19 protein-coding genes and 1 pseudogene are annotated in these 23,846 nt (G+C 73.0%); 3 read left to right on the top strand and 17 right to left on the bottom strand.

The genetic code is table 11. The features are described 5' to 3' along the window. Positions 1-87: 87 nt before the first annotated feature. Positions 88-807, bottom strand: a complete 720-nt coding sequence (locus CMS_RS11175; protein WP_012299555.1) for an arsenate reductase/protein-tyrosine-phosphatase family protein — start codon at positions 805-807, stop codon at positions 88-90. Between the two features lie 9 nt (positions 808-816). Beyond that, a complete protein-coding gene (locus tag CMS_RS11170; RefSeq protein ID WP_041464641.1) occupies positions 817-2,253 on the bottom strand; it encodes a polysaccharide biosynthesis tyrosine autokinase in 1,437 nt (478 codons plus the stop codon). Between the two features lie 214 nt (positions 2,254-2,467). Between CMS_RS11170 and CMS_RS11165 the strand changes: the two genes are divergently transcribed. After that, positions 2,468-4,747: an acyltransferase family protein gene (locus CMS_RS11165; RefSeq protein ID WP_012299553.1), complete on the top strand. Its 2,280-nt coding sequence runs from the start codon at positions 2,468-2,470 to the stop codon at positions 4,745-4,747. Between the two features lie 322 nt (positions 4,748-5,069). Here the strand turns inward: CMS_RS11165 and CMS_RS11160 are convergent, their stop codons facing one another. The 8 genes and pseudogenes from CMS_RS11160 to CMS_RS11125 all read right to left on the bottom strand — a co-directional run bounded on the left by CMS_RS11160 (position 5,070) and on the right by CMS_RS11125 (position 13,442). Then, the gene (locus CMS_RS11160) at positions 5,070-6,107 is read right to left on the bottom strand and encodes an acyltransferase family protein (protein ID WP_041464640.1); all 1,038 of its coding nucleotides are present in this window, start codon (positions 6,105-6,107) and stop codon (positions 5,070-5,072) included. 91 nt (positions 6,108-6,198) lie between these two features. After that, positions 6,199-6,915, bottom strand: a complete 717-nt coding sequence (locus tag CMS_RS11155) for an SGNH/GDSL hydrolase family protein (protein WP_012299551.1) — start codon at positions 6,913-6,915, stop codon at positions 6,199-6,201. A 200-nt stretch (positions 6,916-7,115) separates the two neighbouring features. Continuing rightward, positions 7,116-8,168 (bottom strand): endonuclease/exonuclease/phosphatase family protein, encoded by a 1,053-nt coding sequence (locus CMS_RS11150; protein ID WP_041464639.1) that lies wholly within the window; start codon positions 8,166-8,168, stop codon positions 7,116-7,118. Between the two features lie 247 nt (positions 8,169-8,415). Beyond that, on the bottom strand, positions 8,416-9,213 hold the full coding sequence (locus tag CMS_RS11145) for a dienelactone hydrolase family protein (RefSeq protein ID WP_223842640.1): 798 nt from the start codon (positions 9,211-9,213) through the stop codon (positions 8,416-8,418). 2 nt (positions 9,214-9,215) lie between these two features. Continuing rightward, positions 9,216-11,579: a phosphoribosylformylglycinamidine synthase subunit PurL gene (gene purL, locus CMS_RS11140; protein WP_012299548.1), complete on the bottom strand. Its 2,364-nt coding sequence runs from the start codon at positions 11,577-11,579 to the stop codon at positions 9,216-9,218. After that, on the bottom strand, positions 11,576-12,271 hold the full coding sequence (purQ, locus tag CMS_RS11135; protein ID WP_012299547.1) for a phosphoribosylformylglycinamidine synthase subunit PurQ: 696 nt from the start codon (positions 12,269-12,271) through the stop codon (positions 11,576-11,578). Before purQ ends, purL begins: the two co-directional genes overlap by 4 nt. Positions 12,272-12,423: 152 nt before the next feature. After that, positions 12,424-12,663, bottom strand: a pseudogene (gene purS / locus CMS_RS18265) (phosphoribosylformylglycinamidine synthase subunit PurS); the annotation flags it as partial. Between the two features lie 95 nt (positions 12,664-12,758). Further along, a complete protein-coding gene (locus tag CMS_RS11125; protein ID WP_012299545.1) occupies positions 12,759-13,442 on the bottom strand; it encodes a DUF2848 domain-containing protein in 684 nt (227 codons plus the stop codon). A gap of 165 nt (positions 13,443-13,607) precedes the next feature. On the opposite strand from CMS_RS11125, the gene CMS_RS11120 reads away from it, so the two are divergent. Continuing rightward, positions 13,608-15,005 (top strand): MFS transporter, encoded by a 1,398-nt coding sequence (locus CMS_RS11120; protein WP_012299544.1) that lies wholly within the window; start codon positions 13,608-13,610, stop codon positions 15,003-15,005. 107 nt (positions 15,006-15,112) lie between these two features. Here the strand turns inward: CMS_RS11120 and CMS_RS11115 are convergent, their stop codons facing one another. After that, positions 15,113-15,787: a GntR family transcriptional regulator gene (locus CMS_RS11115; protein ID WP_012299543.1), complete on the bottom strand. Its 675-nt coding sequence runs from the start codon at positions 15,785-15,787 to the stop codon at positions 15,113-15,115. A gap of 28 nt (positions 15,788-15,815) precedes the next feature. On the opposite strand from CMS_RS11115, the gene CMS_RS11110 reads away from it, so the two are divergent. Beyond that, positions 15,816-16,655: a carbon-nitrogen hydrolase family protein gene (locus tag CMS_RS11110; protein ID WP_012299542.1), complete on the top strand. Its 840-nt coding sequence runs from the start codon at positions 15,816-15,818 to the stop codon at positions 16,653-16,655. A 6-nt stretch (positions 16,656-16,661) separates the two neighbouring features. On the opposite strand, the gene CMS_RS11105 is transcribed toward CMS_RS11110, so the two are convergent. From CMS_RS11105 to CMS_RS11080, 6 genes are read right to left on the bottom strand one after another with little or no spacing between them, the layout of a single operon-like run. After that, the gene (locus CMS_RS11105; protein WP_133064087.1) at positions 16,662-17,822 is read right to left on the bottom strand and encodes an MFS transporter; all 1,161 of its coding nucleotides are present in this window, start codon (positions 17,820-17,822) and stop codon (positions 16,662-16,664) included. Positions 17,823-17,830: 8 nt separating this feature from the next. Continuing rightward, positions 17,831-19,018, bottom strand: coding sequence for a class I tRNA ligase family protein (locus CMS_RS11100; protein ID WP_012299540.1), 1,188 nt, complete (start codon positions 19,016-19,018; stop codon positions 17,831-17,833). Continuing rightward, the gene (locus tag CMS_RS11095; RefSeq protein WP_012299539.1) at positions 19,018-20,280 is read right to left on the bottom strand and encodes a B12-binding domain-containing radical SAM protein; all 1,263 of its coding nucleotides are present in this window, start codon (positions 20,278-20,280) and stop codon (positions 19,018-19,020) included. The genes CMS_RS11100 and CMS_RS11095 overlap by 1 nt, the downstream gene beginning before the upstream one ends. Beyond that, positions 20,277-21,284 (bottom strand): Gfo/Idh/MocA family protein, encoded by a 1,008-nt coding sequence (locus CMS_RS11090; protein ID WP_012299538.1) that lies wholly within the window; start codon positions 21,282-21,284, stop codon positions 20,277-20,279. Before CMS_RS11090 ends, CMS_RS11095 begins: the two co-directional genes overlap by 4 nt. Continuing rightward, positions 21,271-22,308 (bottom strand): Gfo/Idh/MocA family oxidoreductase, encoded by a 1,038-nt coding sequence (locus tag CMS_RS11085; protein WP_106408647.1) that lies wholly within the window; start codon positions 22,306-22,308, stop codon positions 21,271-21,273. The genes CMS_RS11090 and CMS_RS11085 overlap by 14 nt, the downstream gene beginning before the upstream one ends. After that, positions 22,299-23,843: a Rossmann-fold NAD(P)-binding domain-containing protein gene (locus CMS_RS11080; protein WP_012299536.1), complete on the bottom strand. Its 1,545-nt coding sequence runs from the start codon at positions 23,841-23,843 to the stop codon at positions 22,299-22,301. The genes CMS_RS11085 and CMS_RS11080 overlap by 10 nt, the downstream gene beginning before the upstream one ends. Positions 23,844-23,846: the final 3 nt, after the last annotated feature.

Raw genomic sequence — 23,846 nt, 5'->3', positions numbered from 1 at the left:
CCCCCGGGGCAGGTGGCTCCCGATCGGGAGCCGGCGGTGTCTGATGGAGCGGCGTGCGCTCGCGTGGGCGGTGGTGGTCTGGTCGGGTCAGCCCCGCAGGCGCGGCGCGTCGGTCCGGGTCACGGCGCGCACCGACTCGAGGATCGACTCGATGGCGCCCCCGGCCTGCTCGCCCGAGGCGTCATACGTGGCCTGCGAGCGGCGGTACGGGTCGACCACGTCGTAGTCGTCCTCGTGCGCGGGCGGCAGGGTGACGCCGCGCTGGGCCGCGACGAGCGGGATGAGCGCCCGCAGCTGCTCCGGCACGTCGCCGTCGCACGCGATGTGCTTCTCGTCCCCCGTCACCTCGACGAGGTGCTCGAACAGCGCCGCGAACTCGCGGATCGTGAACGTGAAGCGGTTGGCGCGGGGCACCGCGCGCACGACGGCGCTGCGGTGCTCGCGCGCCATGGTGAGCACCAGGTCGACCCCCTGGATGATGCCGGGCGTCAGGAACCGCGCCTGGTGCTCGCTCGGATCCCCGCCGTACCGCACGGAGAGCTCCGCCGCCTGCTCGGGCATGCGCTGCCCCTCGGCCGCGATCGTGCCGGCGCTGGAGAAGCGCACGACCGAGTCGGCCTCGGCCGCGTGGTCGCCGAAGATCGCCCGCACCCGGGCCCGGAGGACCTGCTCGGCGAGGGCGGAGCGGCAGATGTTGCCCGAGCAGACGAACAGGACGCGGAACGAGCCGTCGTCGACGCCCTCGGAGGATGCGTCGCCGAGGGCCGCGCGTGCGGCCCTGCGGCTCGTGGGGGGGAGTTCCGACATGGAGGGGAGCTACGCCTTGATCTTCTCGATGGGCGCCTTGGTCTTCTGACCGTCCTCGTCCTCCGTGTACCCGTACCCGTACCCGTACCCGTACCCGTACCCGTAGCCGTAGTGGCCGTAGCCGTACGCGTCCGGGCCCTTGGTGGGGAGCATGGTGATGACGAGGCCGAGCACGTCCGCGCCCACGTTGGTGAGGTTGGCGATGGCGCTCTTCAGCTGCGTGCGGTGCGTGCGGCCCGCGGCGACCACGATGATGGCGCCGCCAGCGTTCTTGGACAGGATCGCCGCGTCGGTGACGGGCAGCAGCGGCGGGGCGTCGATGAGCACGACGTCGTAGCGCGCCTCGAGGTCCTGCAGCAGGCGGGCCATGCCCTGCGAGCCGAGGAGCTCCGACGGGTTCGGCGGGATCTGGCCGGCGGGGAGGATCGAGAGCATGCCCGAGCCCCAGGGCTGGATGACGTCCTCGATCTCGGCGCGGCCGATGAGGATGTCGGTGAGGCCCACGGCGCCCTCGAGGCCCATGTAGGACGCGAGACGCGGACGGCGGAGGTCGGCGTCGATGAGGACGACCTTGATGCCCGAGTCGGCCAGCGCCAGCGCGAGGTTCGAGCTGGTCGTCGACTTGCCCTCGCCCTGGATGGACGAGGTGATGACGAAGCTGCGCGAGCGGCCGCCGAACTCCAGGAACTGGAGGTTCGTGCGGAGGCTGCGGAAGGACTCGGCGCGGGGGCTCCGCGGGTCGTCCTGGACGATGAGCGGACGCTCGGTCGCCTTCGGGTCGTACGCGATGCCGCCGAGGATGGGCTTCGTCGTGACGAGCTCGACGTCGCGCTCCCCGCGGATGCGGTTGTCGAGCGTCTCGCGGAGGAGGCTGACGCCCACGCCGATGAGGAGGCCGATGAGCGCGCCGACGATGATGTTGACGGGCAGGTTCGGCGAGGACGGCGACTCGGGGATCTCCGCCTGCTCGAGCTGTGTGATCTGCACCTGCGGCGTGCCCTCGATGGTCTCCGGGACGAGCGTGCCGACGACCGTCTTGAGGCTCTCGCCGATGGCGTCCGCGAGGGTTGCGGCGTCCTGGCGGGACTGGTCCTTGACCGTGATGTCGATGATCGTGGTGTCGAGCGGCGCGGAGGCGCGGACCGACTCGGCCAGCTCGCGCGACGTGACGTCGAGTCCGTACTGGTCGATGACGGGCTGGAGCACGGCGCGGGTCGTGACGACGTCCGCGTAGCTCTTCACCGCCTGCGTGATGAAGTTGTTGCCCTGCTGCAGGTCCTGCACGTTGGAGGAGCTGCTCTGGGCGACGTACATCTTGGTGGACGCCTCGTACTCAGGGGTCTGGAGCAGGGAGAAGGCCGCAGCGGCACCCACCCCGACCAGGAGCGTCAGGATGATCAGCACCGCGCCCCTACGCAGCATCCGAATGAAGTCACGGAGCGCCATAACTTAGAACCCTTCCCCAAAAGCACACAGGCGCGGAGTGTCCGCATACGTGGGATATCCACAGCCTCGGCTGTCTATCATCACACAGCTCTCGAGCGGTGCCAGCAGCCCGGAACGCCCCCGTCCGGGGCGTGGTAGGGCCCGAACCGCCCTGTTAGGGTCGCTCAGACAGCAGTGCTGCACGGCGGTACACGAGTGAGTAGGGACCTGGGCCATGAGCTCGCAGACATTTCGCCGGGGCACGCCCGCGCTCCCGGATCCGTCGGAGCTCCGCTCCGCGCCGGACGACAAGAACCCACCAGCTGAGGGGGATTCGCCCGCGGTGAACCGCGGCTTCAGGCCGGACGTCGAGGGCCTGCGCGCCCTCGCGGTGGTCGCCGTCATCGTCGACCACCTCTTCGACTGGCCGTCCGGCGGCTTCGTGGGCGTCGACGTCTTCTTCGTCATCAGCGGCTTCCTCATCACGGGCCTGCTGCTCAAGGAGTACGAGCGCACCAAGACGATCTCGTTCCTCGACTTCTACAAGCGCCGCGTCCGCCGCATCATGCCGGCCACGCTCCTCGTGCTCGTGGTCTCCACGGCCGTGTCGTTCCTCGTCTTCAACGTGGTGCGCGCGCAGGCCAGCCTGTGGGACGCCGTCTGGTCGGCCCTCTTCGTCTCCAACTGGCACTTCGCCAGCGCCGGCACCGACTACTTCGCGTCCGACGGCCCCGTCTCGCCGTTCCGCCACTACTGGTCGCTCTCGGTCGAGGAGCAGTTCTACCTCGTCTGGCCCGTGTTGATCTTCCTGGTCATCACGTTCGCCCGCCGCCGCACCCCCAAGAACCGCGTCAAGCGCGCCCGCCTCTTCACGCAGACCATCGGCATCACGGTCGGCGTCCTCATCGTCGCGTCGCTGGCGTGGGGCTTCTACGAGACCCAGGCCCGCTCGACGGTCGCGTATTTCTCCACGTTCTCCCGCGCCTGGGAGCTCGGCATCGGCGCGCTGCTCGCGATCTTCGCGGCGCGGATCGCCACGCTGCCCGCAGCCATCCGCCCGGTGCTCGGCTACGTCGGCCTCGCGGGCATCATCGCGTCCTTCTTCCTCGTCTCCGGCGACAACGCGTTCCCGGTGCCCTTCGGCCTGCTGCCGGTCGTCGCGACCGCGCTCGTCATCGCCTCGGGCATCGGCGGGGTGTCGAAGGCGATGGTGCCGATCACGAACCCGGTCACCACCTACATCGGCAAGCTCTCGTTCTCGCTGTACCTCTGGCACTTCCCGGCGATCATCCTGCTGGACTCGCTGATCCGCGACCGCACGATGTACTACGCGGCCGCGATCGGCGCGACCCTCGTGCTCGCCATCGCGTCGTTCCACCTCGTCGAGGACCCGATCCGCCGCTCCAGCTGGCTCGACCCGAAGAAGGCCGGCCGCCGGTCCGCGGGCATGCAGCTGAAGATGACCGTCGCGGCGCTCTCCGTCGTCGCGGTCGCCGTGGTCGGCGTCGTCGCCGTGGCCGTCGTCCGCGACGACCCCAGCGACCAGAGCCAGCTCGGGAGCGGGACGCCCAGCACGGGCGGCACCGCCGCTCCCGTCGAGGCCACCGGCACCGCCCTCGCGACCCGGGGCGAGCAGATCACCGCGGCGCTCGCGTCGGACGAGTGGCCGGCGCTCGATCCCGCCGTCGAGGCGTTCGGCGACTTCGGCCGCGACGTCATCGCGCCCGAGTGGGCGAAGGAGGGCTGCCTCGGCGCCGACCTCGCCAAGGAGAAGGACGCGATCAAGAACACCGAGCACTGCGTCTACGGGAACGCCTCGGCGGGCCCGGACAAGACCGCCGTGATCTTCGGCGACTCGCTCGCGATCAGCTACGCGCCCATGCTGCGCGCCAGCCTCGGCGACGAGTGGAAGGTGCGCATCCTCACCATGGCCCGCTGCCCCGCGTCCACCGTCACGAGCACCGACACCGACGGATCCGAGTACACGGAGTGCGGGGACTTCCGCACCTGGGCGCTCAACGAGATGAACGCCACCAAGCCGGCGCTCGTGCTCATGAGCGAGGCCGTGGACAACTCGTACCTGTCGAGCAAGGCCACGGGTGGCGCCGCCGACCGCGAGTGGCAGGCCGGTGCGCTCACCACGATGAACTCGCTGAAGACCGCCGCGTCGAACGTGATCGTCCTGTCCCGCCCGCCGGCAGCCACGGCCCTCGTGGAGTGCAAGACGCCGACGAGCTCGCCGAACGACTGCCAGTCCACGGTGTCGCCGTCGTTCATCAGCCACGCCCGCACCATGGAGGCCGCGGCGACCGAGGTCGGCGCGCCGGTCCAGTTCATCAACACGCAGGGCTGGTTCTGCAGCCAGGGCACGTGCCCGGCGTTCGTGAACGGGATCCCCGTGCGCGGCGACACGTCGCACCTCACGGCCCGCCAGTCGCAGGACCTGGCGCCGATCATGTCGGACGTCCTCGCGCCGCTCGGCATCGGCGCCGCCCCGGCTCCGGCCGCCGGCTGACCCGCCCGCCCCACCGCACGCCACGACGGGCGCTCCTCCTCCGGGAGGGGCGCCCGTCGTCGTGCGCCCGGCGGCGAAGGCGTCCGTGCGGCGGGCGGACGACCCCCGCGCGGGACCCCCGCGCGGAAGGAGGGCGACCTGGCCCGAGCGGAGATGACGCGCACCGACGGGTCCGGCGCCCGGCGCGAGTCGCCCGGATCGGGGACCACGTCCGGGGCCCGATGATCGTCGTGCGGCGGATCCGAGGGGGCTGCGGGCCCGCTCGTGCGCGGCCGGCGCGCCGCCCGCGGTCAGCGCGCTCCGGGGAGCGCGGCTCCGAGGATCAGCTCCGCGGCGCCCTGGCGGCCGACGAGCGGCTCGTGAGGCGGCGGGCGACGCCGATGAACGGCACCTCCACGAACCGGTGCACGAGCCAGGAGACGACGAGCGTGACGGCGATGGCGGCGGCGACCCGCACGATCCCCTCGGGCACGTCGAGGGCGCGAACCACGCGGTAGGCCAGCGGGTGCAGGAGGTACGCGGCGTAGGAGATCGCGCCGAGCCAGATCAGCACGCGCGAGTGGGCTGCCCGGCGCGACGCGTAGAACGCGAAGAACAGGCCGAGCCCGAGCAGGAACGACACGGCGTAGTCGAAGGGCGGCCACGCGGCGTCCTGCCCGCCGTTGAGGTAGGTGAACAGCGGCACGCCCACGACGCCCGCGACGAGCAGGCCGCGCCAGGCGGTGGATCCGTCGCGGTCGCGCAGGTGGATCACGTGCCCGAGCGACGCCGTGTAGAGCAGCAGCGGCAGCGTCCAGGGCAGCTCGCGCTCGAGCACCCGGCCGGCGATCGCGGCGGCGACGAAGCCCGCGAGCCAGACGTAGCCCATGACGACGCTCCGGTCGAGGCGGCCGATGAGCTTCGCGACGAGGGACCGGCCGTAGAAGATCAGCTCGATGCCGAGGGTCCATGCCGTCGGCACGATCGTGGAGATGCCCACGGCGCCCTGCACCATGAGCACGTTCGCCATGATCACGAGCGGGCCGCCGAGCTCACCGTCGCCCGTGGTCGCGACCCACAGCATCATGAGGCCGAGCACGAGCCAGTAGAGCGGGAAGAGCCGGTAGAGGCGACGCACGAGGAAGGTGCGGGTGTCCTGGCGCTGGAGGCTGAGCGGGATCACGTAGCCGCTGACGAGGAAGAACGCGACGACGCCCACGCGCCCCGCGTCGATCCACTGGCGGCTGAAGTCCTCGAACGCCGGGTACTCCGCGGCGATCAGGTGCTGCAGCACCACGATGAACGACGCGACGCCGCGGACCGCCTCGAGGAACTCGATCTTCCGACCGGTCTCGCTCTTCACTGTCACGGTGCTGGTCACGCGGGCTCTCCTCTGGTGCGGGCGCGACGCTTCCGAGGCACCGCTTCGACCCTAACCGCCGGGTCGGCGGCGGGCGGGCGGGGGGATGCCCCTACTTCTGGGCGTCTGCGTCGTCGAGGACCTCGGTGCGCACGTAGTTGCGCACCTCGGCGCCCATGAGCTTGTAGCCCTTCATGTTCGTGTGGATCCCGTCGCGGAAGAACTCCGAGCGCCACTTCATGTCCTTGTTCGTGAGGTTCTTCCACGGGTTGAAGAAGTGGTAGCCCTGCGCTTCGGCGAACTGCTCGAGGTGCGCGTTGACCTCGGGCGGCGTCTCGGGCGAGGCGTTCTGCGGCGGGATCGCGAGGATGACCGTGTCCTTCGGCGCGAGCTTCTCGACGGTCTGCAGGATGTCCGCGTCGAGCTGCGTGTCCGGCACCTGCGCGATGCGGTTGTTGGTGCCGATCATGATGAGCGCGATGTCGACGTCCTCGACGGTGGGCGTGTTCGCCGCCATGACCGTGCTGGTCGCGCCGTCCGTGCCCCAGCCGCCCGCGAAGGTCAGCGGGTCGCCCACGACGTAGTCGACGTAGGCCATGCCCTGGTCGATGCCCTGGGGCAGCGTGCCGACGAAGCCGTTGGTGTTCGAGTCGCCCATGACGACGATGCGCACGAGGTCCTCGGGCGCCGTCGACGCGGACGCGCTGGGCTCGGGTGCACCCTCGGTCGTGGTGGGCGTCGGCTGCGGGTTCGCGCTGGTGCACCCGGCGAGCAGGAGGACGGCGGCGAGGGCGCTGACGGCGCCCCGGGCCATGCGACGTGCGGGCATAGGTGTTCATCCGATCGTGGAGGGGTCCGCAGCAGCGGCGAGCACGTGACCCCGTCAGCCGCTGCGATCACGGGGCCGCTCAGAAACCATTGTGGCATGCGGTTTCCGTCGGCCCGATGGCGGCGTGGCGTGGCGCGGATCCACAGAGGGCGTGATCGCGTCCCCGGCCGACGGGCGGCCGGGCCTCGCGTCGGCGCGGCTCAGGCGGTGCGCGCGAGGCGCACGAGCGCCTGCACGGCGGCGTGATCCGAGGGCGACCGGCCCTCGTACGTGTACGGGTTGATGGCCGAGTCGACCACCTCGACGCCGTCGCCCGCGAGGATCCAGTCGATGCGCTCGCCCTCGGGGACCGGGTCGCCGTAGGCGGTAAACGTGCCGATGCCGGGGGTCGCGTGGTGCGCGGCCGTGGTCCAGGTGTCGGCGAGGCCGGCGTCGCGCGTGAGGATGTCGTACGCGGCCGACTCCTCGGCCGGCGCGTTGAAGTCGCCCGTGACGACGACGGGCGCGCCGGACGCGACCTCCTGCAGCCGCTCGGTGATGAGGTCGGCGCTCTTCACGCGCGCGAGCTCGGACTCGTGGTCGAGGTGCGTGTTGAGGTGCACGAACTCGGCGCCGCTGCGGCGGTCGCGGAAGCGCGCCCACGTCGCGATGCGCGTGGTGCTGCAGCCCCAGGAGCGGGATCCGATGAGCTCCGGCAGGTCGGACAGCCAGAACTGGTCCCACGCGACGACGTCGAGGCGGCGCTCGTCGTAGAAGATCGCGCTGTACTCGCCGCCGGACCCTCCGTCGCGGCCGTAGCCGAGCATGCGGTGATGGGGGAGCGCCCGGGCGATGGCGGGGAGCTGGGCCGAGAGGGCCTCCTGCACGCCGAGGACGGTGGGCTGCTCGAGCTGGAGGAAGCGGGCGAGCACGGGCTCGCGGTCGGCCCAGTGGTCGGGATCGCCCGGCTCGGTCGAGGGGCGGGCCAGGCGGATGTTGCAGGTCATGACGTGCACGAGGTCGCCCTCGGCCGAGCCGATGGTCGCCTGCTGGGTCGGGGCGGGAGCTGCCGGGGCCGCTGCCGCCTGACGAGACGGAGGGGGGTCGGCCTCCGCGGTGCCGTCCGGACCGTCCGTCGTGGTGGTCGTCTCGTCCGCGCGCGGCCGCTCGAGGAGCGCCGTGCCGGAACCCCGGGTGGGCCGTCCGACGCCGGGCTCGGAGGATCCGGCACCGTCGAACAGGTCGCGTCGGCTGAATCCGCCGCTGGCCATCATGGAGATCTCCTCGGGTCGCACGTGTCTCGCATGATCAGCCTGCGCGACGGGACCCCCGGGGGGACCAACGGTGCATGGCGGATGCGTGAACTGCACGCACAAGTCTACGCGAGGGGTGCGGGGATGGCAACCCGAGGGCGGCGTGTCGGCGGGTCGCGGAGGTTTCCGCCAGCCGGCGCATGGCCCGCGGACAGACACGCGCGCCGCAGGCTCCTGCCGGCGGCGCGCGGATGGACGCGGGGAGGGGTCAGCCCAGGTGCTCCGCGAGGAAGTCCGTGAGCGCGCGCCATGAGCGGCGCTCGGCGCGGTCCTGGTACTGCGCGCCGTGCTCGGGCGAGTCGACGCCCGGCACCGAGAAGGCGTGCATGGCGCCGCTGTAGGTGACGACCTGCCAGTCGATCGCGGGCCGCGTGCGCATCTCGTCCTGGAACGCGGCGACCCTCTCGTCGGGGACCATCGGGTCATCCGCGCCCGTGAGGACGAGGATCGCGGCCTTCACGTCGGCCACGTCGGCCGGCTCGTGCACCACGAGGCTGCCGTGCAGCGAGATCGCGGCCTTGATCTCGGCACCCGCGCGAGCGACCTCGAGCGAGGCGCTGCCGCCGAAGCAGTAGCCCATCACGGCGATGCGCGACGGGTCGACGTCGGGTTCGGCCGCCAGGCGGTCGATGCCGGCCTGGACGCGGGCGCGCATGAGCGGGAGGTCGGCGTAGTAGGCACCCGCCACCTCGGCGGCCTCCTCCGGGCCGGGGCGCACGTCGCGGCCGTAGACGTCGGCCGCGAACGCGACGTAGCCGAGGCGCGCGAGCATCTGGATCCGCGCGGCCACGTGCCCGCCGACGCCGAACCAATCGTGGATCACGAGCACGGCCGGGCGGCGTCCGCTCTGCGACGCGTCGCGCGCGAGGAGGCCCTCGAGCTCGGTGCCCTCGTGGTCGTACAGCACAGGGCCCATCTGGATGTCCGCGCCCTCGGGCAGCGGCACGCGCTCGGTGAGCTCGGCGAGGGACGGCGACCAGACGGGGGTCGATGCGGGGTCCGTCATGCTCATGCCTCCACGGCGGTGCCGAAGCGGGCGGGGAGCGTGGCGCGGTGGATCCCGCGCAGCTCGTCCACGGACAGGGTGAAGAGCCCCTGCAGCTCGAGTCCGGGTGCCTGCGCGTCCGTGACGCCGATGCGGAGCACCGGGTAGCCGCGGCCCTCGCAGAGGCCCTGGAACTTCACGTCGTCCTCGCGCGGCACCGTGACGAGCATGCGGCCGGTGGACTCGGAGAAGAGCGCGGTCGCCGCATCGACGCCGTCGCGCTGGACGATGCCGTCGAGCCACACGCGGGCGCCGACGCCGAAGCGCATCACGGACTCCGCGAGCGCCTGGCCGAGGCCGCCGTCGGAGAGGTCGTGCGCGCTCGCGATGAGCGACTGCGTGGCGCCCGCGGCGATGAGCGACGCGAGGTCCTTCTCGGCGGCGAGGTCGACCACGGGCGGGACGCCGCCGAGGTGGTCGTGCACGCTGCCGGCCCAGGCGGATCCGTCGAGCTCCTCGCGCGTGACGCCGAGCAGGTAGATGTTGTCGCCCTCGTCCTGCCAGCCGGACGGGATGCGGCGCGCGACGTCGTCGATCACGCCGAGCACGCCCACGACGGGCGTCGGGTGGATCGCCTGCGTGCCCGTCTGGTTGTAGAGGGAGACGTTGCCGCCCGTGACGGGGATCTCCAGCTCGAGGCAGCCGTCCGCGAGGCCCTCGACCGTGCGGCTGAACTGCCACATGACCTCGGGGTCCTCGGGGCTGCCGAAGTTGAGGCAGTCGCTCACCGCGACGGGCGTGGCGCCGGACGCGGCGACGTTGCGGTACGCCTCCGCGAGCGCGAGCTGCGCGCCGCGGTACGGGTCGAGCTGGCAGAAGCGGCCGTTCGCGTCGGTGGCGACCGAGAAGCCGAGGCCGCTCTCCTCGTCGACGCGGACCATGCCGGCGTCGTCGGGGAACGACAGGGCGGTGTTGCCCATGACGTAGCGGTCGTACTGGTCGGTGATCCACGACGCGTCGGCGAGGTTCGGGCTGCCGAGGAGCTGGAGGAACTGCGCCTTGATGTCGTCCGGCGCGGTGGGGCGCGCGAGGCGCGACGCGGAGTCGGCCTGGAGGGCGTCGATCCACGTGGGGTAGGAGACGGGCCGGTCGTAGACGGGGCCGTCGACCGCGACCGTGCGCGGCTCGACGTCCACGATGCGCTCGCCGTGGTGGTCGATGACCAGGCGGCCGGTGTCGGTGACCTCGCCGAGCACGCTCGTCTCGACGTCCCACTTGCGGACGACCTCGAGGAAGCCCTCGAGCTTCTCGGGCTTCACGACCGCCATCATGCGCTCCTGGCTCTCCGACATGAGGATCTCCTCGGCCGTGAGCGACGGGTCGCGCAGCAGCACCTCCTCGAGCCGGATGTGCATGCCGCCGTCGCCGTTGGACGCGAGCTCGCTCGTGGCGCAGGAGATACCCGCGGCACCGAGGTCCTGGATCCCCTCGACGAGGTCCTTCGCGAACAGCTCGAGGCAGCACTCGATGAGCACCATCTCGGCGAACGGGTCGCCGACCTGCACCGCGGGGCGCTTGGTCGGGCCGCCGTCGGCGAAGGTGTCGCTCGCGAGGATGGACGCGCCGCCGATGCCGTCGCCGCCCGTGCGGGCGCCGAACAGCACGACCTTGTTCCCCACGCCGCGCGCGTTGGCGAGATGGAGGTCCTCGTGGCGGAGGACGCCCACCGCCAGCGCGTTGACGAGCGGGTTGCCCTGGTACACGCGGTCGAAGTAGGTCTCGCCGCCGATGTTCGGGAGGCCGAGGCAGTTGCCGTAGAAGCTGATGCCCGCGACCACGCCGTGCACGACGCGCGCGGTGTCGGGGTCGTCGATGTCGCCGAAGCGCAGCGCGTCCATGACCGCGACGGGACGGGCGCCCATCGAGATGATGTCGCGGACGATGCCGCCGACGCCGGTGGCCGCGCCCTGGAACGGCTCGATGTAGGAGGGGTGGTTGTGGCTCTCGATCTTGAAGGTGACGGCCCAGCCCTCGCCCACGTCGACGACGCCCGCGTTCTCGCCCATGCCGACCATGAGGTCCTTCTTCATGGACTCGGACACCTTCTGCCCGAACTGGCGCAGGTACTTCTTCGAGGACTTGTAGGAGCAGTGCTCGCTCCACATGACCGAGTACATGGCGAGCTCGCCGCTCGTGGGGCGGCGGCCGAGGATCTCGCGGATCTTCAGGTACTCGCCCTCGGTGAGCCCGAGCGCCGCGTACGGCTGCTCCTTCTCGGGGGTCCGCTCAGCCATCTCGACGGTGTCGGCGACGTGGCGGCGGAGGCTGCGTCCCTCTCCCGCGGGGGTCTCGGTGGGGACGGATGCGGGATCGGGGTGGACGCTCACTGCGCGAGGACTCCTTCGAGGACGGACGTGAAGAGACGGAGGCCGTCGACACCGGAGCGCATGGCGGCCGGGGTGTCCGGTCCGAAGCCCTCCTCGACGGCGTGCTCGGGGTGGGGCATGAGGCCGACGACGTTGCCGCGGGCGTTGGTGATCCCGGCGATGTCGCGCAGGGATCCGTTCGGGTTGCCGCCGAGGTAGCGGAAGGCCACGCGGCCCTCGCCCTCGAGGCGGTCGAGCGTGTCGGCGTCGGCGATGAAGCCGCCCTCGCCGTTCTTGAGCGGGATGGTGATCTCCTCGCCCGCGGTGAACGCGCTCGTCCACGCGGTGCCGGTGGCCTCGACGCGGAGGCGCTGGTCGCGGCAGACGAAGTTCCCGGCCTCGTTGCGGATCAGCCCGCCGGGCAGCAGGTGCGCCTCGGTGAGCATCTGGAAGCCGTTGCAGATGCCGAGGACCGGGACGCCGCGCTCGGCGGCGTCCACCACCTCGCGCATGATCGGCGCGAAGGCCGCGATGGCGCCCGCGCGGAGGTAGTCGCCGTAGCTGAAGCCGCCGGGGAGCACGATCGCGTCGACGCCCTGGAGGTCGTGGTCGCCGTGCCAGAGCGCGACGGGCGTGGCGCCCGCGAGCCGGACCGCGCGCTGCGCGTCGCGGTCGTCGAGGGATCCCGGGAAGGTGATGACCCCGACGCGCATCAGCGCTGCTCCGCCGCGGCGGAGCCGTGGGGGAGCGGGTGCGCGGCGACGTCGGTGTCGGCCGTGCCGCCCTCCGCGATGGTGTGGTCGTCGGTGACGTTGCCGGTGGACATGTCGGCCTCGGCGGAGATGCCGAACCCGTCGAGCCCGGCGACGTGGACGCTGATGACGTCCTCGATGACGGAGTTGGAGAGCATGTCGGCGGCGAGGCTCTGGACGTCGGCGAGCAGCGCGTCGTCCACCTCGCCCTCGACGGTGAGCTCGAAGCGCTTCCCGATGCGGACGCCGGTGAAGCGGTCCTTGCCGAGGCGGGCCAGCGCGCCGGCCACGGCCTTCCCCTGGGGGTCGAGCAGCTCGGCCTTGGGCATCACTTCGACGACGATCGTGGGCACGATGGGACTCCGGATTCCTGGAGGCGGGTGGATGCGCTCAGCGTACCGGAAGGCCGGGGCCCGGCAGGCGGGTCCCCGGGAGCCGGCGGAGCCGATCAGCCGATCGCCTCGGGGAGCAGCTGCACGCGGTACGCGGCGTCGATGGTCTCGCCGGTGGCGGGATCCTCGAGCTGCACGCGCCAGCGCGACGCGAACTGGTCGACGCCCGGGATCATCGCGACCGTGCCCGAGATGAGCACCGTGCCGGGGACGCGGAGGCCGCGCTCGGCGAGCACCTCGAGCCAGTGGTCGGGCGTGAGGAGAGCGGCGAGCGTGGAGTCCTGGATCAGCTCCTCCGCGCCCTCCTCGCCGACCCAGCCGCGGAGGCGGATCGCGTCGAGGCGGTCGCGCACGTCGGCGAGGCGCCAGGCCTTGCGCCCGAGCACGTCGGGTCCGGCGTTCTTGCTCCACGCGACGCCGTGCACCTCGAGCGCGCGGTCGGTGTGGTCGCACGCGACGGTGAGGAGCACGTCGTCGTCGGTGACCACGAGGGCCCACTCGGCCTCGCCCGAGGTGCGACCGTGCTGCGCGGGCACCGTGTCGGCCTGCGACGCGAGGTACGGCGCGACGGGGTAGAGCGCAGGCGTGGTCTCGGGGCCGGGCACGCCGAGCTCGGCCAGCTCGTCGATGTGCGCCTGCACCTCGGCCTGGTCGCGGCCCGCGTAGCCCGCGTTGAGGAGCGACACGACCTCGACGCTCGGGGTGGATCCGTCGGGCAGCTGGAAGCGCAGGGTGGTCATCGGTCCTCCGGTGGTGTTTCGAGCGTGTGAAGAGATGCGGATCCGGGTGCCTCGACCATGGTGCCGGGGCCTCGGTATGCCTACTGTATACAACACACCGACCGGACGCCGGGCGGGGTCCGATCGCCGGATCCACCGCACGGCCCCACCCACCCGAGGAGCCCCATGGCCGACGACCCCACCGCCTCCCCGGCGACGCCCGCGCCCGCATCCGGCGCGCCCGCGGCACCCGCCGCGACCGAGAAGCCCACCCGCCGCGAGCTCGTGAAGGCGTTCACCGCGAGCCTCACCGGCACCTCGCTCGAGTGGTACGACTTCGCCGTCTATTCGGCGGCCAGCGCCGTCGTGTTCCCCGTCGTCTTCTTCCCGTCGTCGGATCCCTACACGGCGACGATCCTCGCGTTCTCCACCTACGCGGTCGGCTACGTGTCGCGCCCCGTCGGCGGGTTCGTCTTCGGGCGGCTCGGCGACAAGATCGGCCGGAAGCCCGTGCTCGTGCTCACGCTGCTGCTCATCGGCATCGCGACGTTCCTCATCGGCGTGCTCCCCGGCTACGCGACCATCGGGCTCGCGGCGCCGATCATCCTGGTGCTCCTCCGCTTCGCGCAGGGTGTGGGCGTCGGCGGCGAGTGGGGCGGCGCGGTGCTGCTCTCGAGCGAGTTCGGGGATCCGCGCAAGCGCGGGTTCTGGTCGTCGGCCGCGCAGGTCGGCCCGCCCGCCGGCAACCTGCTCGCCAACGGCGCGCTGGCGCTGCTGACCGTGCTGCTCACCGAGGAGGACTTCCTCGACTGGGGCTGGCGCGTCGCCTTCCTCCTCTCGGCGCTGCTCGTGGCGTTCGGCCTCTGGATCCGCCTGAAGCTCGAGGACACCCCCGTGTTCAAGGCGCTCCAGGAGCGCGGCGACCGGCCGAGCGCGCCCGTGTCGGAGGTCTTCCGCACGCAGATGCGGCCGCTCGTCGCGGCGATCCTGTCCCGCGTCGGACCCGACGTCCTCTACGCGCTCTTCACCGTCTTCACGCTCACCTACGGCGTCAACTCGCTCGGCTTCGAGCGCAGCCAGGTGCTCGTGGCGGTGCTCGTGGGATCCGCCGTGCAGCTGTTCACGATCCCGTTCGCGGGCGCCGTGAGCGACCGCATCAACCGCCGGGCGCTGTACGCGGCCGCCGCGGTGGGCGCGGCCGTCTGGGCGTACGTCTTCTTCGCGATCACCGACGGCTCGTCGACCTTCGTGCTCGGAGTGGGCATCGTGCTCGGCCTCTTCTTCCACTCCTTCATGTACGGGCCGCAGGCGGCGTACATCATCGAGCAGTTCTCGCCGCGGCTCCGCTACACGGGTGCCTCGCTCGCGTACACGATCGCGGGCGTGATCGGCGGGGCCATCGCGCCGCTGATGTTCACGATCATCTACGAGGAGACCGGCAGCTGGGTCGGCATCGCGCTCTACCTCACGGCCGCGGTCGTGCTCACGCTCGTGGACCTCGCGATGGGCCGCGACTCCGACGCGTCCGAGGACGAGGAGTACGTGCGCACCGGCGCCGAGGGCGTGGCGGCGGCACGGGTCTGACGTTCGCCGCGCGACCCGGCGGGGCCCGGATCCCCGCCTCCGGGGTCCCGGCGTCGTCGCGTTCCGGGTCGCTCGGCGGATCCGCACGGCGGCGGCCGCGGCGGGAATCAGGCGCGCAGCAGCACGTCGAGCGTGACGGCGAGGTGGCGGTCGATCGCGTCGCGCGCGGCCTGGGCATCGCCCGCGGCCAGCGCGTCGACGATGCCGGCGTGCTCCTCGCAGACCCGGTCCTGCCGGTCGGTGGCGCGGTAGAGCGCCTCGACGCCCACGAGGATCTGGCGGGCGCGGAGCTTCGCGTAGGTGCGGCTCATGAGCTCGCTGCCCGCCGCGTCGACGAGCAGCTGGTGGAACCGACGGTCGTGCTCGATGAACGCACGGCCGCTCTCGCGCGGCGGCTCCTCGACCATCGCGCGCTGCTGCTCGAGCACCTCGCGCATCGCGTCGAGCGGCGTGCGATGGTGCTCCACCGCGCTCGTGGCCGCGTGGCGCTCGAGGACGCCGCGGAACTCCATCAGCTCGGCGATCTGGCGGCCGGTGATGACGGGGATGCGCGCGCCGCGCTTGGGGATCATCTCCACCAGGTCGTCGGCGGCGAGCAGCAGCAGGGCCTCGCGGACGGGCGTGCGGGAGACGCCGATGCGCTCGGCGAGCTCCTGCTCGTTGAGGAACGCGCCCTGCTGATCCGGGTCGGTGAGGACGTGCGCGTGCAGGAACTCGTAGGCCCGCTCGCGGCCGGAGAGGGCGCTCGCCGAGGTGCCTGGATCGCCCGCCCGTTCTCGCATACGCTATGTATACATCACGAGGAGGACCATGAAGATCGCGCTCGCACAGATCATCAGCTCGCCGGATCCCGCGGAGAACCTCGCACGGATCGGGCGCTTCGCGGAGGACGCCGCGCGGCAGGGCGCCGAGCTCGTGGTGTTCCCGGAGGCGGCGCAGCGCGCGTTCGGGAACCCGCTGCCCGAGATCGCGGAGCCGCTCGACGGACCGTGGGCGTCGGGCGTGCGGGCGATCGCCGAAAGGCTCGGCGTGGTGATCGTGGCGGGCATGTTCACTCCCGGCGCGGACGGGCGGGTGCGCAACACGCTGCTGGTCGCTCGGCCCGCGGGAGCGCCGGCCGAGGGCGCATCCTCGTACGACAAGATCCACCTCTTCGACGCGTTCGGGTTCCGCGAGTCCGACGCCGTCGACCCGGGCGATGCCGTCGCCGTGATCCAGGTCGGCGGCACCCGCGCATCGCTCGCCACCTGCTACGACGTGCGGTTCCCCGCGCTCTTCCTCGCGGGCGCCGACCGGGGCGCCGTGGTCAGCATCGTGTGCGCGAGCTGGGGCGCCGGCCCCGGCAAGGCCGACCAGTGGGACCTCCTGCTGCGGGCCCGCGCGCTCGACTCCACGACCTTCGTGGTCGCGGTCGGCCAGGGCGACCCCGCGACGCTCGAGGCGGGATCCCGCGGCCACGACCCCGCGAGCGGCGCGCCCACGGGCATCGGCCGCAGCGCCGTCGTCTCCCCGCTCGGCGAGGTGCTGCACCGCCTCGGCGGCGAGGAGGAGCTGCTCGTCGTCGACATCGACCCGTCGGCCGTCGAGGCTGCGCGCAGCACGCTGCCCGTGCTCGCCAATCGACGGCGGGGGCTCGAGCAGGCGGTCTGATCCGTCTCAGCCGAGCACCGGCTCCTCCCGGTCGTCGCGCCCCTCGGTCGGGCGCGCGCCCGGCCGGAGCCCGATCGCGAGCGCGGATCCGAGCGACGCGACCACCCCGATGGCGACGAACACGCCCCAGCTGCCCGTCGCCCCCGCGGCGGTGACGGCGGCTGCGATGACGGGTGGCATGAGGGCGGCCGTCAGCCCCCAGGACGACCCGACCACGCCGAGCGCGGCCACATGCAGTGACGCCGGCGTCCGGGCGAGGATCGCGGGCACCATGCCCGCCGTCAGGAGCAGCTCGCACGCGGTCCAGGCGACGCCGAAGACCAGCCAGCTGTCGGTCGCCGCGACCGCGACCGCGGTCACCGCCGCCCCCGCGAAGCCGGCGACGAGGTAGGCGGGCGCGGAGGCGTCGCGGACGACGCGCAGCACCACCGGCTGCGCGACGATCAGGAGCACGACGTTGGTCAGCGCCGCGTACACGTACGACTCCGGGGTCGCCGTCGTGAGCGCGAACTGCATGCCGAGGCCCTGCATCACGGCGGTCGCCCCCGCCGCGAGCACGAGCGCGGACCGCAGGCGCGTCACGGTGCCCCGGATGCCGGGGGCGCCTGACGGTGCCGCGCGCGTGACGGCGGCGGCGCGGGGGATGAGGGACGCCGCGACCAGCAGCACCGCGCCCTCCACGGCGAAGAGCGGCCCGAGGTCCGAGCCCGACGCGGCGACGAGACCGGCGATGCCCGTGGCCACGACGCCGCCGACGTTCGCGCTCCAGGAGATGATCGACTGCGTCCGTGCCTGCCGGTCCGCGGGGGCGGCGACCGTGAGGAGCGTCCCGATGAGCGACCGCGCGAGGCTCGACGACGCGCCGATCGCGAACATGGCGGCGGTGGGCAGCGCGAGCGACGCACCCGCGGTGAGCGGCAGGAGCATCAGGGCGGCGCCGTTGAGCACGAGCGTCGCCACGAGCACGGGTCGGAGCGGCCGTTCGCCGAGGAGGAGGCCCGCGGCTGCCGGGAGCAGCACGGATCCGACGCCGAACGCCGTGAGGATCACCGCGATCTCGCCCGTGGCGTGCTGTCCGCGGAACCACACCACGGCCACGATCGAGGTGAACCCCGCCGCGCGGACGAGCACGAGCAGGGCGAGGAGGCGGCGGGAGAGCCGCGTCACGGCCGGGGTCACGGCGCCGTGGCCCAGCGGACGAACCCGGCGATCCCATCGTGAGCACGTCCCGGTGCCGTGTCCTCGGGCGCGCCGTCCGCGGGTCCGGCGAGGAGCGCGCGCGTCATGCCGCCCAGGTCGAGCGCGTCCAGCGCGGCGAGCCTCGGAGGGTGGGCCGCGACCGAGCCCGCGCGCAGCCGGGGCAGCTCCCGGTCGGCCAGGCGGGCGAGGTCGCGGAGGCGCAGGGCCGCGTCGCGCCGGGGGAGGCCGAGGCGCAGGATCCACCAGCGGAGCGCGGCGGGCCCATGATCCGTGAGCAGGCGCGACGCCGTCGTGCCGTCGGCGGACGCCGCCTGCGGGGATCGGCCGTCGACCGACACGTGGTGGTGCACGTGGATGACGTCGGCGCGCGGCAGCCCTAGGACGGTGCAGAGCAGGGGGACGAGCGTCAGGTGCAGGTTCACGAGCCCCTTCCCGCAGACCTGGACACGGGTGCCCGCCGCCGCCCAGCCGCCCTCCGGCCGCTCGAGGAGGTAGCTGCACGCGGCCACGAGACCCGAGTGGATCACCTGGTCGGCGTCCCCCGGCACGGCGACGCCCGCCCCGCCGGTGCGCTCGGCGGCGCGCGAGACGCTGAGCCGGGCGGGGGCGGCGGGCGCGGCCCGGGCGAGCGGCACGGCGGGGCCGCGCAGCGCCACCCCGTCGCGCCAGGCCCCGAGCGCCTCCTGAAAGGGAGCGGTCCGCAGGAACCAGTTCCGCTCCGAGCGGAGCACGAGGCCCGTCGCGCCGCAGGTCGGGCAGCGCGCGACGGATCCCGCGGTGTCGGCGAGCGTGCGGCACGCCGGGCACTGCATCCGCTTGTACGTCGCGCTCTCGAGCACCCCGCGGGCGTCCAGCTCAGACCACACGCCGCGCGCGAGGTCCTGGATCGGCGGCGCACCCGTTCCCGCAATGGCGACCGGCCGCCCCACGATGCTCCGCGCCATGCCTCGCAGGTGCGCCAGGTCGGCCGGCGGCCCCGCCGCGACCGCGGGGATGTTGTGGTCGTCCCGCGTCACCGCGACGGTCGCCCCCGGGCCGGCGCCGCCAGCGTCCCCGCACGCGGCCGCGATGGCGCCCGCGACCACGAGGTCGACCGCGTACCCGACGTGGTCGTAGGAGTGCGCGGAGGCGGGCGGCACCGTGACGAGGACATGACCGGGCATCAGTACAGCGCGTTCCCGATGTAGTTCGGCAGCGCCTGCAGCCGGCGCTCGAGGTCGTCGAGGTCGGCGGGGTACTCCTGCCGGTACCGCTGCGTGATGCGGTCGACCCCGTACCAGTCGCGCGGGGGCCCGTCCGGCGAGTAGCGCGCCGCGATCTCGTCGTACAGCGGCGTGCCGGGACGCAGGAAGAGCTGGTTCAGGCCGAAGTAGCCGGGGATCGTCGCTGCCCAGTCCACGATCTCCCCCGAGCGGCACGTGGGGTCGTCCGGCAGCCCCAGCAGCACGAACGCGAACGGGGTGATGCCCGCGTGCGACAGCTTCTCGATGGCCTGCTGGATCTTCTCGGCGGGGATCCGCTTGCCCACCCCGGTCTCGCTCACCGCGGGCGACTCGGCGCCCAGCCACATCCCGCGGCACCCCGCCTCCGCCCAGGTCGTGACGTCGGTGCGGAGCACGACCTCCGTGCGGGTCTGCCCCGTCCAGCTCACGCCGCGGCCCGTCATCTCCCGGCACAGGTCCGTGTAGAAGGACCGGTGGAGGCCGAAGACGTAGTCGAGGAAGAAGATGTCCGACACCCCGCGCGAGGTCTGCTGCTCGATGGTCGCCAGCGTCGTCTCGACGGGCTCGGCGCGCATCCTCGTGCCGAACGGCAGGTGGCAGAAGGAGCAGCCGTAGGTGCAGCCCCGCACGCCGAGGACGATGCCGCAGGTGCTGCGGTGCAGGGATCCGTCGGTGAAGGTCTCCGCCGTGTACGCGCTCGCGTCGATGAGGTCGTAGTCGGGCACCGGCATCTCCTCGGCGGAGAGCGGCGCGAACCGGCCCGAGAACGGCAGGACGCGCGACAGGGGCGCGCCGCCCTCCTCGAGCAGCGCCACCGCGCCGATGGCCGCCGCGTCGGCCTCGCCGCGCGCGACGTAGTCGACCCCGAGGTCCTCGAGCGTGGGCTGGGGCAGCTGCGTGCCGTGCGGGCCGACGGCGATGACGCGCGCCTGCGGCCACCGGTCGCGGATCCCCTCCACCGACCTCCGCACAGGAGCGAGGTCGAGCGGGTAGCACTGTGCCCGGTCGGCGATGGCGGTCACCACCACGACGTACGCGGGGTCGAGCCCCGTCGGCGGGATCTTCGCGACGCGCTGGTCCCAGATCGCGACGTCGTGCCCGTCGCGGGCGAGCACGGATGCGGCGATCAGCGCATCCAAGGGGTGCTGCAGGAAGTCGCGGGAGAACTCGTCCTCGACGATGGTGAACATGACGTGCGTCATGCCGGTTCCTCTCTGTTCAGGTGGCGCTGGATTCGGTGGATGAGGTCGGTGGTGCGGACAGAGGTCTCGTCGATGCGCCGCGGTGACGTCCGCGACGGATCGGCGAGGAAGCCGCGCAGCTGCGCGGCGTGGGGGGCGAGCCAGTCCGGGTCCACCTCGGGCACGGAGGTCTGGCGCGCGTAGAGGCCGGCGTCGGGCACGTCGACGGCCGGGGGCGCGAGATCCACGACCGCGGCGCCCGACTCGAGCACGAGCGACCCGGCGGTGCCGTCGATCGTCACCCGGGGCGCCCGGCCCGGGAAGGCGCGCGTCGTGTAGCGCAGCGTGGTGAGGCAGCCGGATGCCTGCTCGAGGACCGCGGTGAACGGCGGGTGCCGGGTGGCGCGATCCTCCCCGGCGCCGACGTGCGCCGGCACGACCGTGACCCCGTCGACCGGTCCGAGGCACCAGATCGCGAGGTCGAGCTCGTGGTACGCGAGGTTCGCGAGCTCGTGCTCCGAGCGCGCGGGCGACGCGGCGAAGTAGGCGTCCGACCGCCAGAGCGGGATGTCCACGAGCGCGCTGCGGACGATGCCCAGCGCGCCCGCGCGGATCCGATCGCGCGCCCGTCCCCACGCCGCGACCTGACGCAGCTGGCTGACGACCTGCACGCTCCGGCCCGCCGCGTCCGCGTGCCGGTTCAGGGCCCGGATGCCGTCGCCGGTCAGCGCCGCCGGCTTCTCGACCAGCACGTGCGCCCCGAGGTCGAGGGCGCGGTGGGCGAGCGCCTCGTGGGTCGGCGGCGGGGTCGCGATGATCACCGCCGGCGGGCCCTCCGCGAGCGCGTCGTCCAGGGTTCCGACGGCGTCCCGGTCGTCGAGCGGCTCCCATGGCTCGGGCGCGCGGCGGGAGCCTACGTGCAGCCGGCCCACGAGCGGCACGAGGTCCGGGTGCGTCCGGAGCAGGCGGTGGTACGCGCGTCCCATCGCGCCGTACCCGAGGAGCGCGACGTCAGCGGAACGCATGCGTCCCGCTCAGCTCCGGGGTCGGGGGTGACCCGAGCTCGAGCAGGAGGTCGGTGTGCTCGATCATGTCGAGGTCGACGTCCATGCGCCGCGGCCGCCGGATGACGAGCCGCAGGAGGGAGTCGCGCATCGAGATCCGCAGCGGGTCGTCGGGGATGTCGCGCACCCTGTGGCCGTCTGGCCCTTCGTGGACGAGCAGGGCTGTCTGCGCCGACGGGAACGTCGTCGACGAGGCGTACGACGGGGCCAGCCACAGTGTGATCCGCTCGCGGCCGTCGTCCAGTCGCACCACGCGGTGGTTCGCGGGGTCGCACCGCGCCTCGCCCCACCCGTCGGCGGGGACGAGCTCCGATGCACCCGCGATCCGGCTGTGCAACGTGACGTCGCGCCCGCTACCGGAGGTGGTGGCGTAGCGGGCCTCGACGAGGTACCCGTCGACGTCCGCGAGATCGAGCGCGGACCGGCCGGGCGCGGTCTCGCGCAGGTCGTCGCCGGCGACCCCGAGGGAGCGGGCGATGGCGTAGATGTGCGGCCACTCGTAGCCGAGCACCCCGGCGACCCAGTCGGTGAAGCGTCCGCGGGCCTCGTCGGGACGCCGGTCCTTGACGAAGCTCACACTCAGGGCGTGATGCGGGCGGATGCGGGCCTCGTGCCCCAGGGCGCGGATCGCGATGCTGTCCTGGTACTGCGACGCCACCTCCAGCACGAGGTCCGGGTGCTCCGCCAGCAGGCTCAGCAGGGCGGGCAGGTCCTCGGGGGAGCAGACCGGCTTCTCCACGAGCACCGCCGCCGCGGGCTCCCGGGCGACGATCTCGCGGATGATCCGCAGGTGCGTCGACGTGGGCGTCGCGACGATCCAGACGGCGGGTGCGCCGGGCGCGCTCGCCACGTCCGGGTGCACGAGGAAGGGCTCGGCGCGGGGATCCAGCTGCGGGTCGACGATCTCGGCGTCGTGCCCCATCCCCACGAGCAGGGCGGCGCGCAGCCGTCCGATGCGGCCGCCGCCGACCACCGTCACGCGCACGTCCGGCCCTCCTGGAAGTGGTGCTCGTAGTACCGGGCGTAGAGGCCGGACCCGCGCACCCACGCGTCCACGTCCGCCAGCTGGACGCGGGCGTCGGGCTCGGCGTCCACGCGCTCGGCGAGCCTGCCCAGCACGATGTAGGTCGCCGCGCGGTACAGGTCGTAGCCGCCGTTCGGGATCCCCTCGAACCGGTGGAGGTTGAACGACCGCCCGTCGCCCAGCACGGTCGGTCCGCCGGCGACGTGGTGGTCGCGGAGGGCCGAGAGGTCGGCGGTCGCGAATGCGGTCACGTAGGAGGTGCTCGGCAGCGATGCGAGCGTGGCGGCGTCCGCGATCGGCTCTCCGGTGCTGGAGATGAGGAGCGTGGGCTGCATGGCGACCGCCTCGTGGATCGAGGGGGTCGTCTCGAAGCCGTCCTCCGCGGCCGCGATGAGCTGGAGATGGTCGGTGTCCACCACGACCACGCGGCACCCCAGCGAGCGGAGGCCGCGGGCCATGCGCGCACCGAGCGTGCCGAAGCCCACGCTCACGACCCGCTTCCCGATGAGCTTCTCGCCGCGCAGGGCCTCGCGGAGCCGACGGAGGCAGGAGTCCGCGATCTCGTCGTAGCCGATGCGCTGCTTGACCTCCGACCGTGCCATGTTGGCGACGGGCAGGTCTCGGGCCAGCGGGCTGCGGGCCAGGCGCTTCAGTCCGCTGACCGTGAGCTCGACGGCCGCGTCGGGGCGCTCCCGGAGCACCGGATCCCCGCGGTGGTCGGTGAGGCCGAGGAGCCCGCCGTCGTCGACCATCACGACGCGCTGACCGGATCCGTGGGCGTCGGCGATGAAGCGGTCGACCGCCCGGGCGGACTCCACGGCCCGGGCCGCCTCGCCGGCCGGGGCGGTGCCGTCGACGGCGGAGTTGTCGAGCCGGCGCACATTCACCCCGAGCGCGCGCAGGGTCGCGGCGATGCGCACGCGGTTGAGGGTCTGGTCGCCCTTGTCCAGCACGATCGCGTCCTCGGGTCGCAGCCCGGACGCGAGGAGCGCGCGCACGAGGCCGAGCGAGTTCTCGACGAGGTGGTCGCGGAAGACCACGCGCCAGCCCCCGGCCGGGAAGGGGTGCGCGTGCACCGCCCAGCCGAGCATGGGCATGGCGTCGACGACGGCCGTCTGCTCTTCCTCCGAGAGGCAGCGGTCGTGGATGCGGATGGAGTCGTGCAGGGCGTCCGCGACCTCGGGCGCATCCGCGTGCAGGGTCGCGTGGAAGGAGCGGCTCCGCGGGGTCGCGGGGAGGAGGGACCGCGGGGCGAGCTGACCGAAGGCGGTCACGACGCGCACCTCGCCGCCCGCGGCATCGCGCCAGACCCGCGCAATGGCGTCGGGGCCGTCGGCACCCGGGGGGTCGCCCGGGAGCTGGACGAGCCCGAGCTCCCGGGCGGCGGCGTCGAGGGCGGCGAGGAGGAGGAGGGGATCGGCCGTGCCGGAGATGGTGCGCCCGGGGGCCGAGGAGGAGCCGGTTGAATGAGGTGTGCGGATCGACAGGCTGGTCACGCG

This window comes from Clavibacter sepedonicus (assembly GCF_000069225.1).
In the GTDB taxonomy this organism is placed as follows: Bacteria; Actinomycetota; Actinomycetes; order Actinomycetales; family Microbacteriaceae; genus Clavibacter; species Clavibacter sepedonicus.
Note: the sequence above shows the minus strand (reverse complement) of the source record. Positions and strands in the feature narration are given on the sequence as shown.

Coding starts and splice junctions, on each gene's coding strand:
- CMS_RS11175 (WP_012299555.1), bottom strand. CDS start 807: ATGTCGGAACTCCCCCCCACGAGCCGCAGGGCCGCACGCGCGGCCCTC.
- CMS_RS11170 (WP_041464641.1), bottom strand. CDS start 2,253: ATGGCGCTCCGTGACTTCATTCGGATGCTGCGTAGGGGCGCGGTGCTG.
- CMS_RS11165 (WP_012299553.1), top strand. CDS start 2,468: ATGAGCTCGCAGACATTTCGCCGGGGCACGCCCGCGCTCCCGGATCCG.
- CMS_RS11155 (WP_012299551.1), bottom strand. CDS start 6,915: ATGCCCGCACGTCGCATGGCCCGGGGCGCCGTCAGCGCCCTCGCCGCC.
- CMS_RS11150 (WP_041464639.1), bottom strand. CDS start 8,168: ATGATGGCCAGCGGCGGATTCAGCCGACGCGACCTGTTCGACGGTGCC.
- CMS_RS11145 (WP_223842640.1), bottom strand. CDS start 9,213: ATGACGGACCCCGCATCGACCCCCGTCTGGTCGCCGTCCCTCGCCGAG.
- purQ (WP_012299547.1), bottom strand. CDS start 12,271: ATGCGCGTCGGGGTCATCACCTTCCCGGGATCCCTCGACGACCGCGAC.
- CMS_RS11125 (WP_012299545.1), bottom strand. CDS start 13,442: ATGACCACCCTGCGCTTCCAGCTGCCCGACGGATCCACCCCGAGCGTC.
- CMS_RS11120 (WP_012299544.1), top strand. CDS start 13,608: ATGGCCGACGACCCCACCGCCTCCCCGGCGACGCCCGCGCCCGCATCC.
- CMS_RS11115 (WP_012299543.1), bottom strand. CDS start 15,787: ATGCGAGAACGGGCGGGCGATCCAGGCACCTCGGCGAGCGCCCTCTCC.
- CMS_RS11110 (WP_012299542.1), top strand. CDS start 15,816: ATGAAGATCGCGCTCGCACAGATCATCAGCTCGCCGGATCCCGCGGAG.
- CMS_RS11100 (WP_012299540.1), bottom strand. CDS start 19,018: ATGCCCGGTCATGTCCTCGTCACGGTGCCGCCCGCCTCCGCGCACTCC.
- CMS_RS11095 (WP_012299539.1), bottom strand. CDS start 20,280: ATGACGCACGTCATGTTCACCATCGTCGAGGACGAGTTCTCCCGCGAC.
- CMS_RS11090 (WP_012299538.1), bottom strand. CDS start 21,284: ATGCGTTCCGCTGACGTCGCGCTCCTCGGGTACGGCGCGATGGGACGC.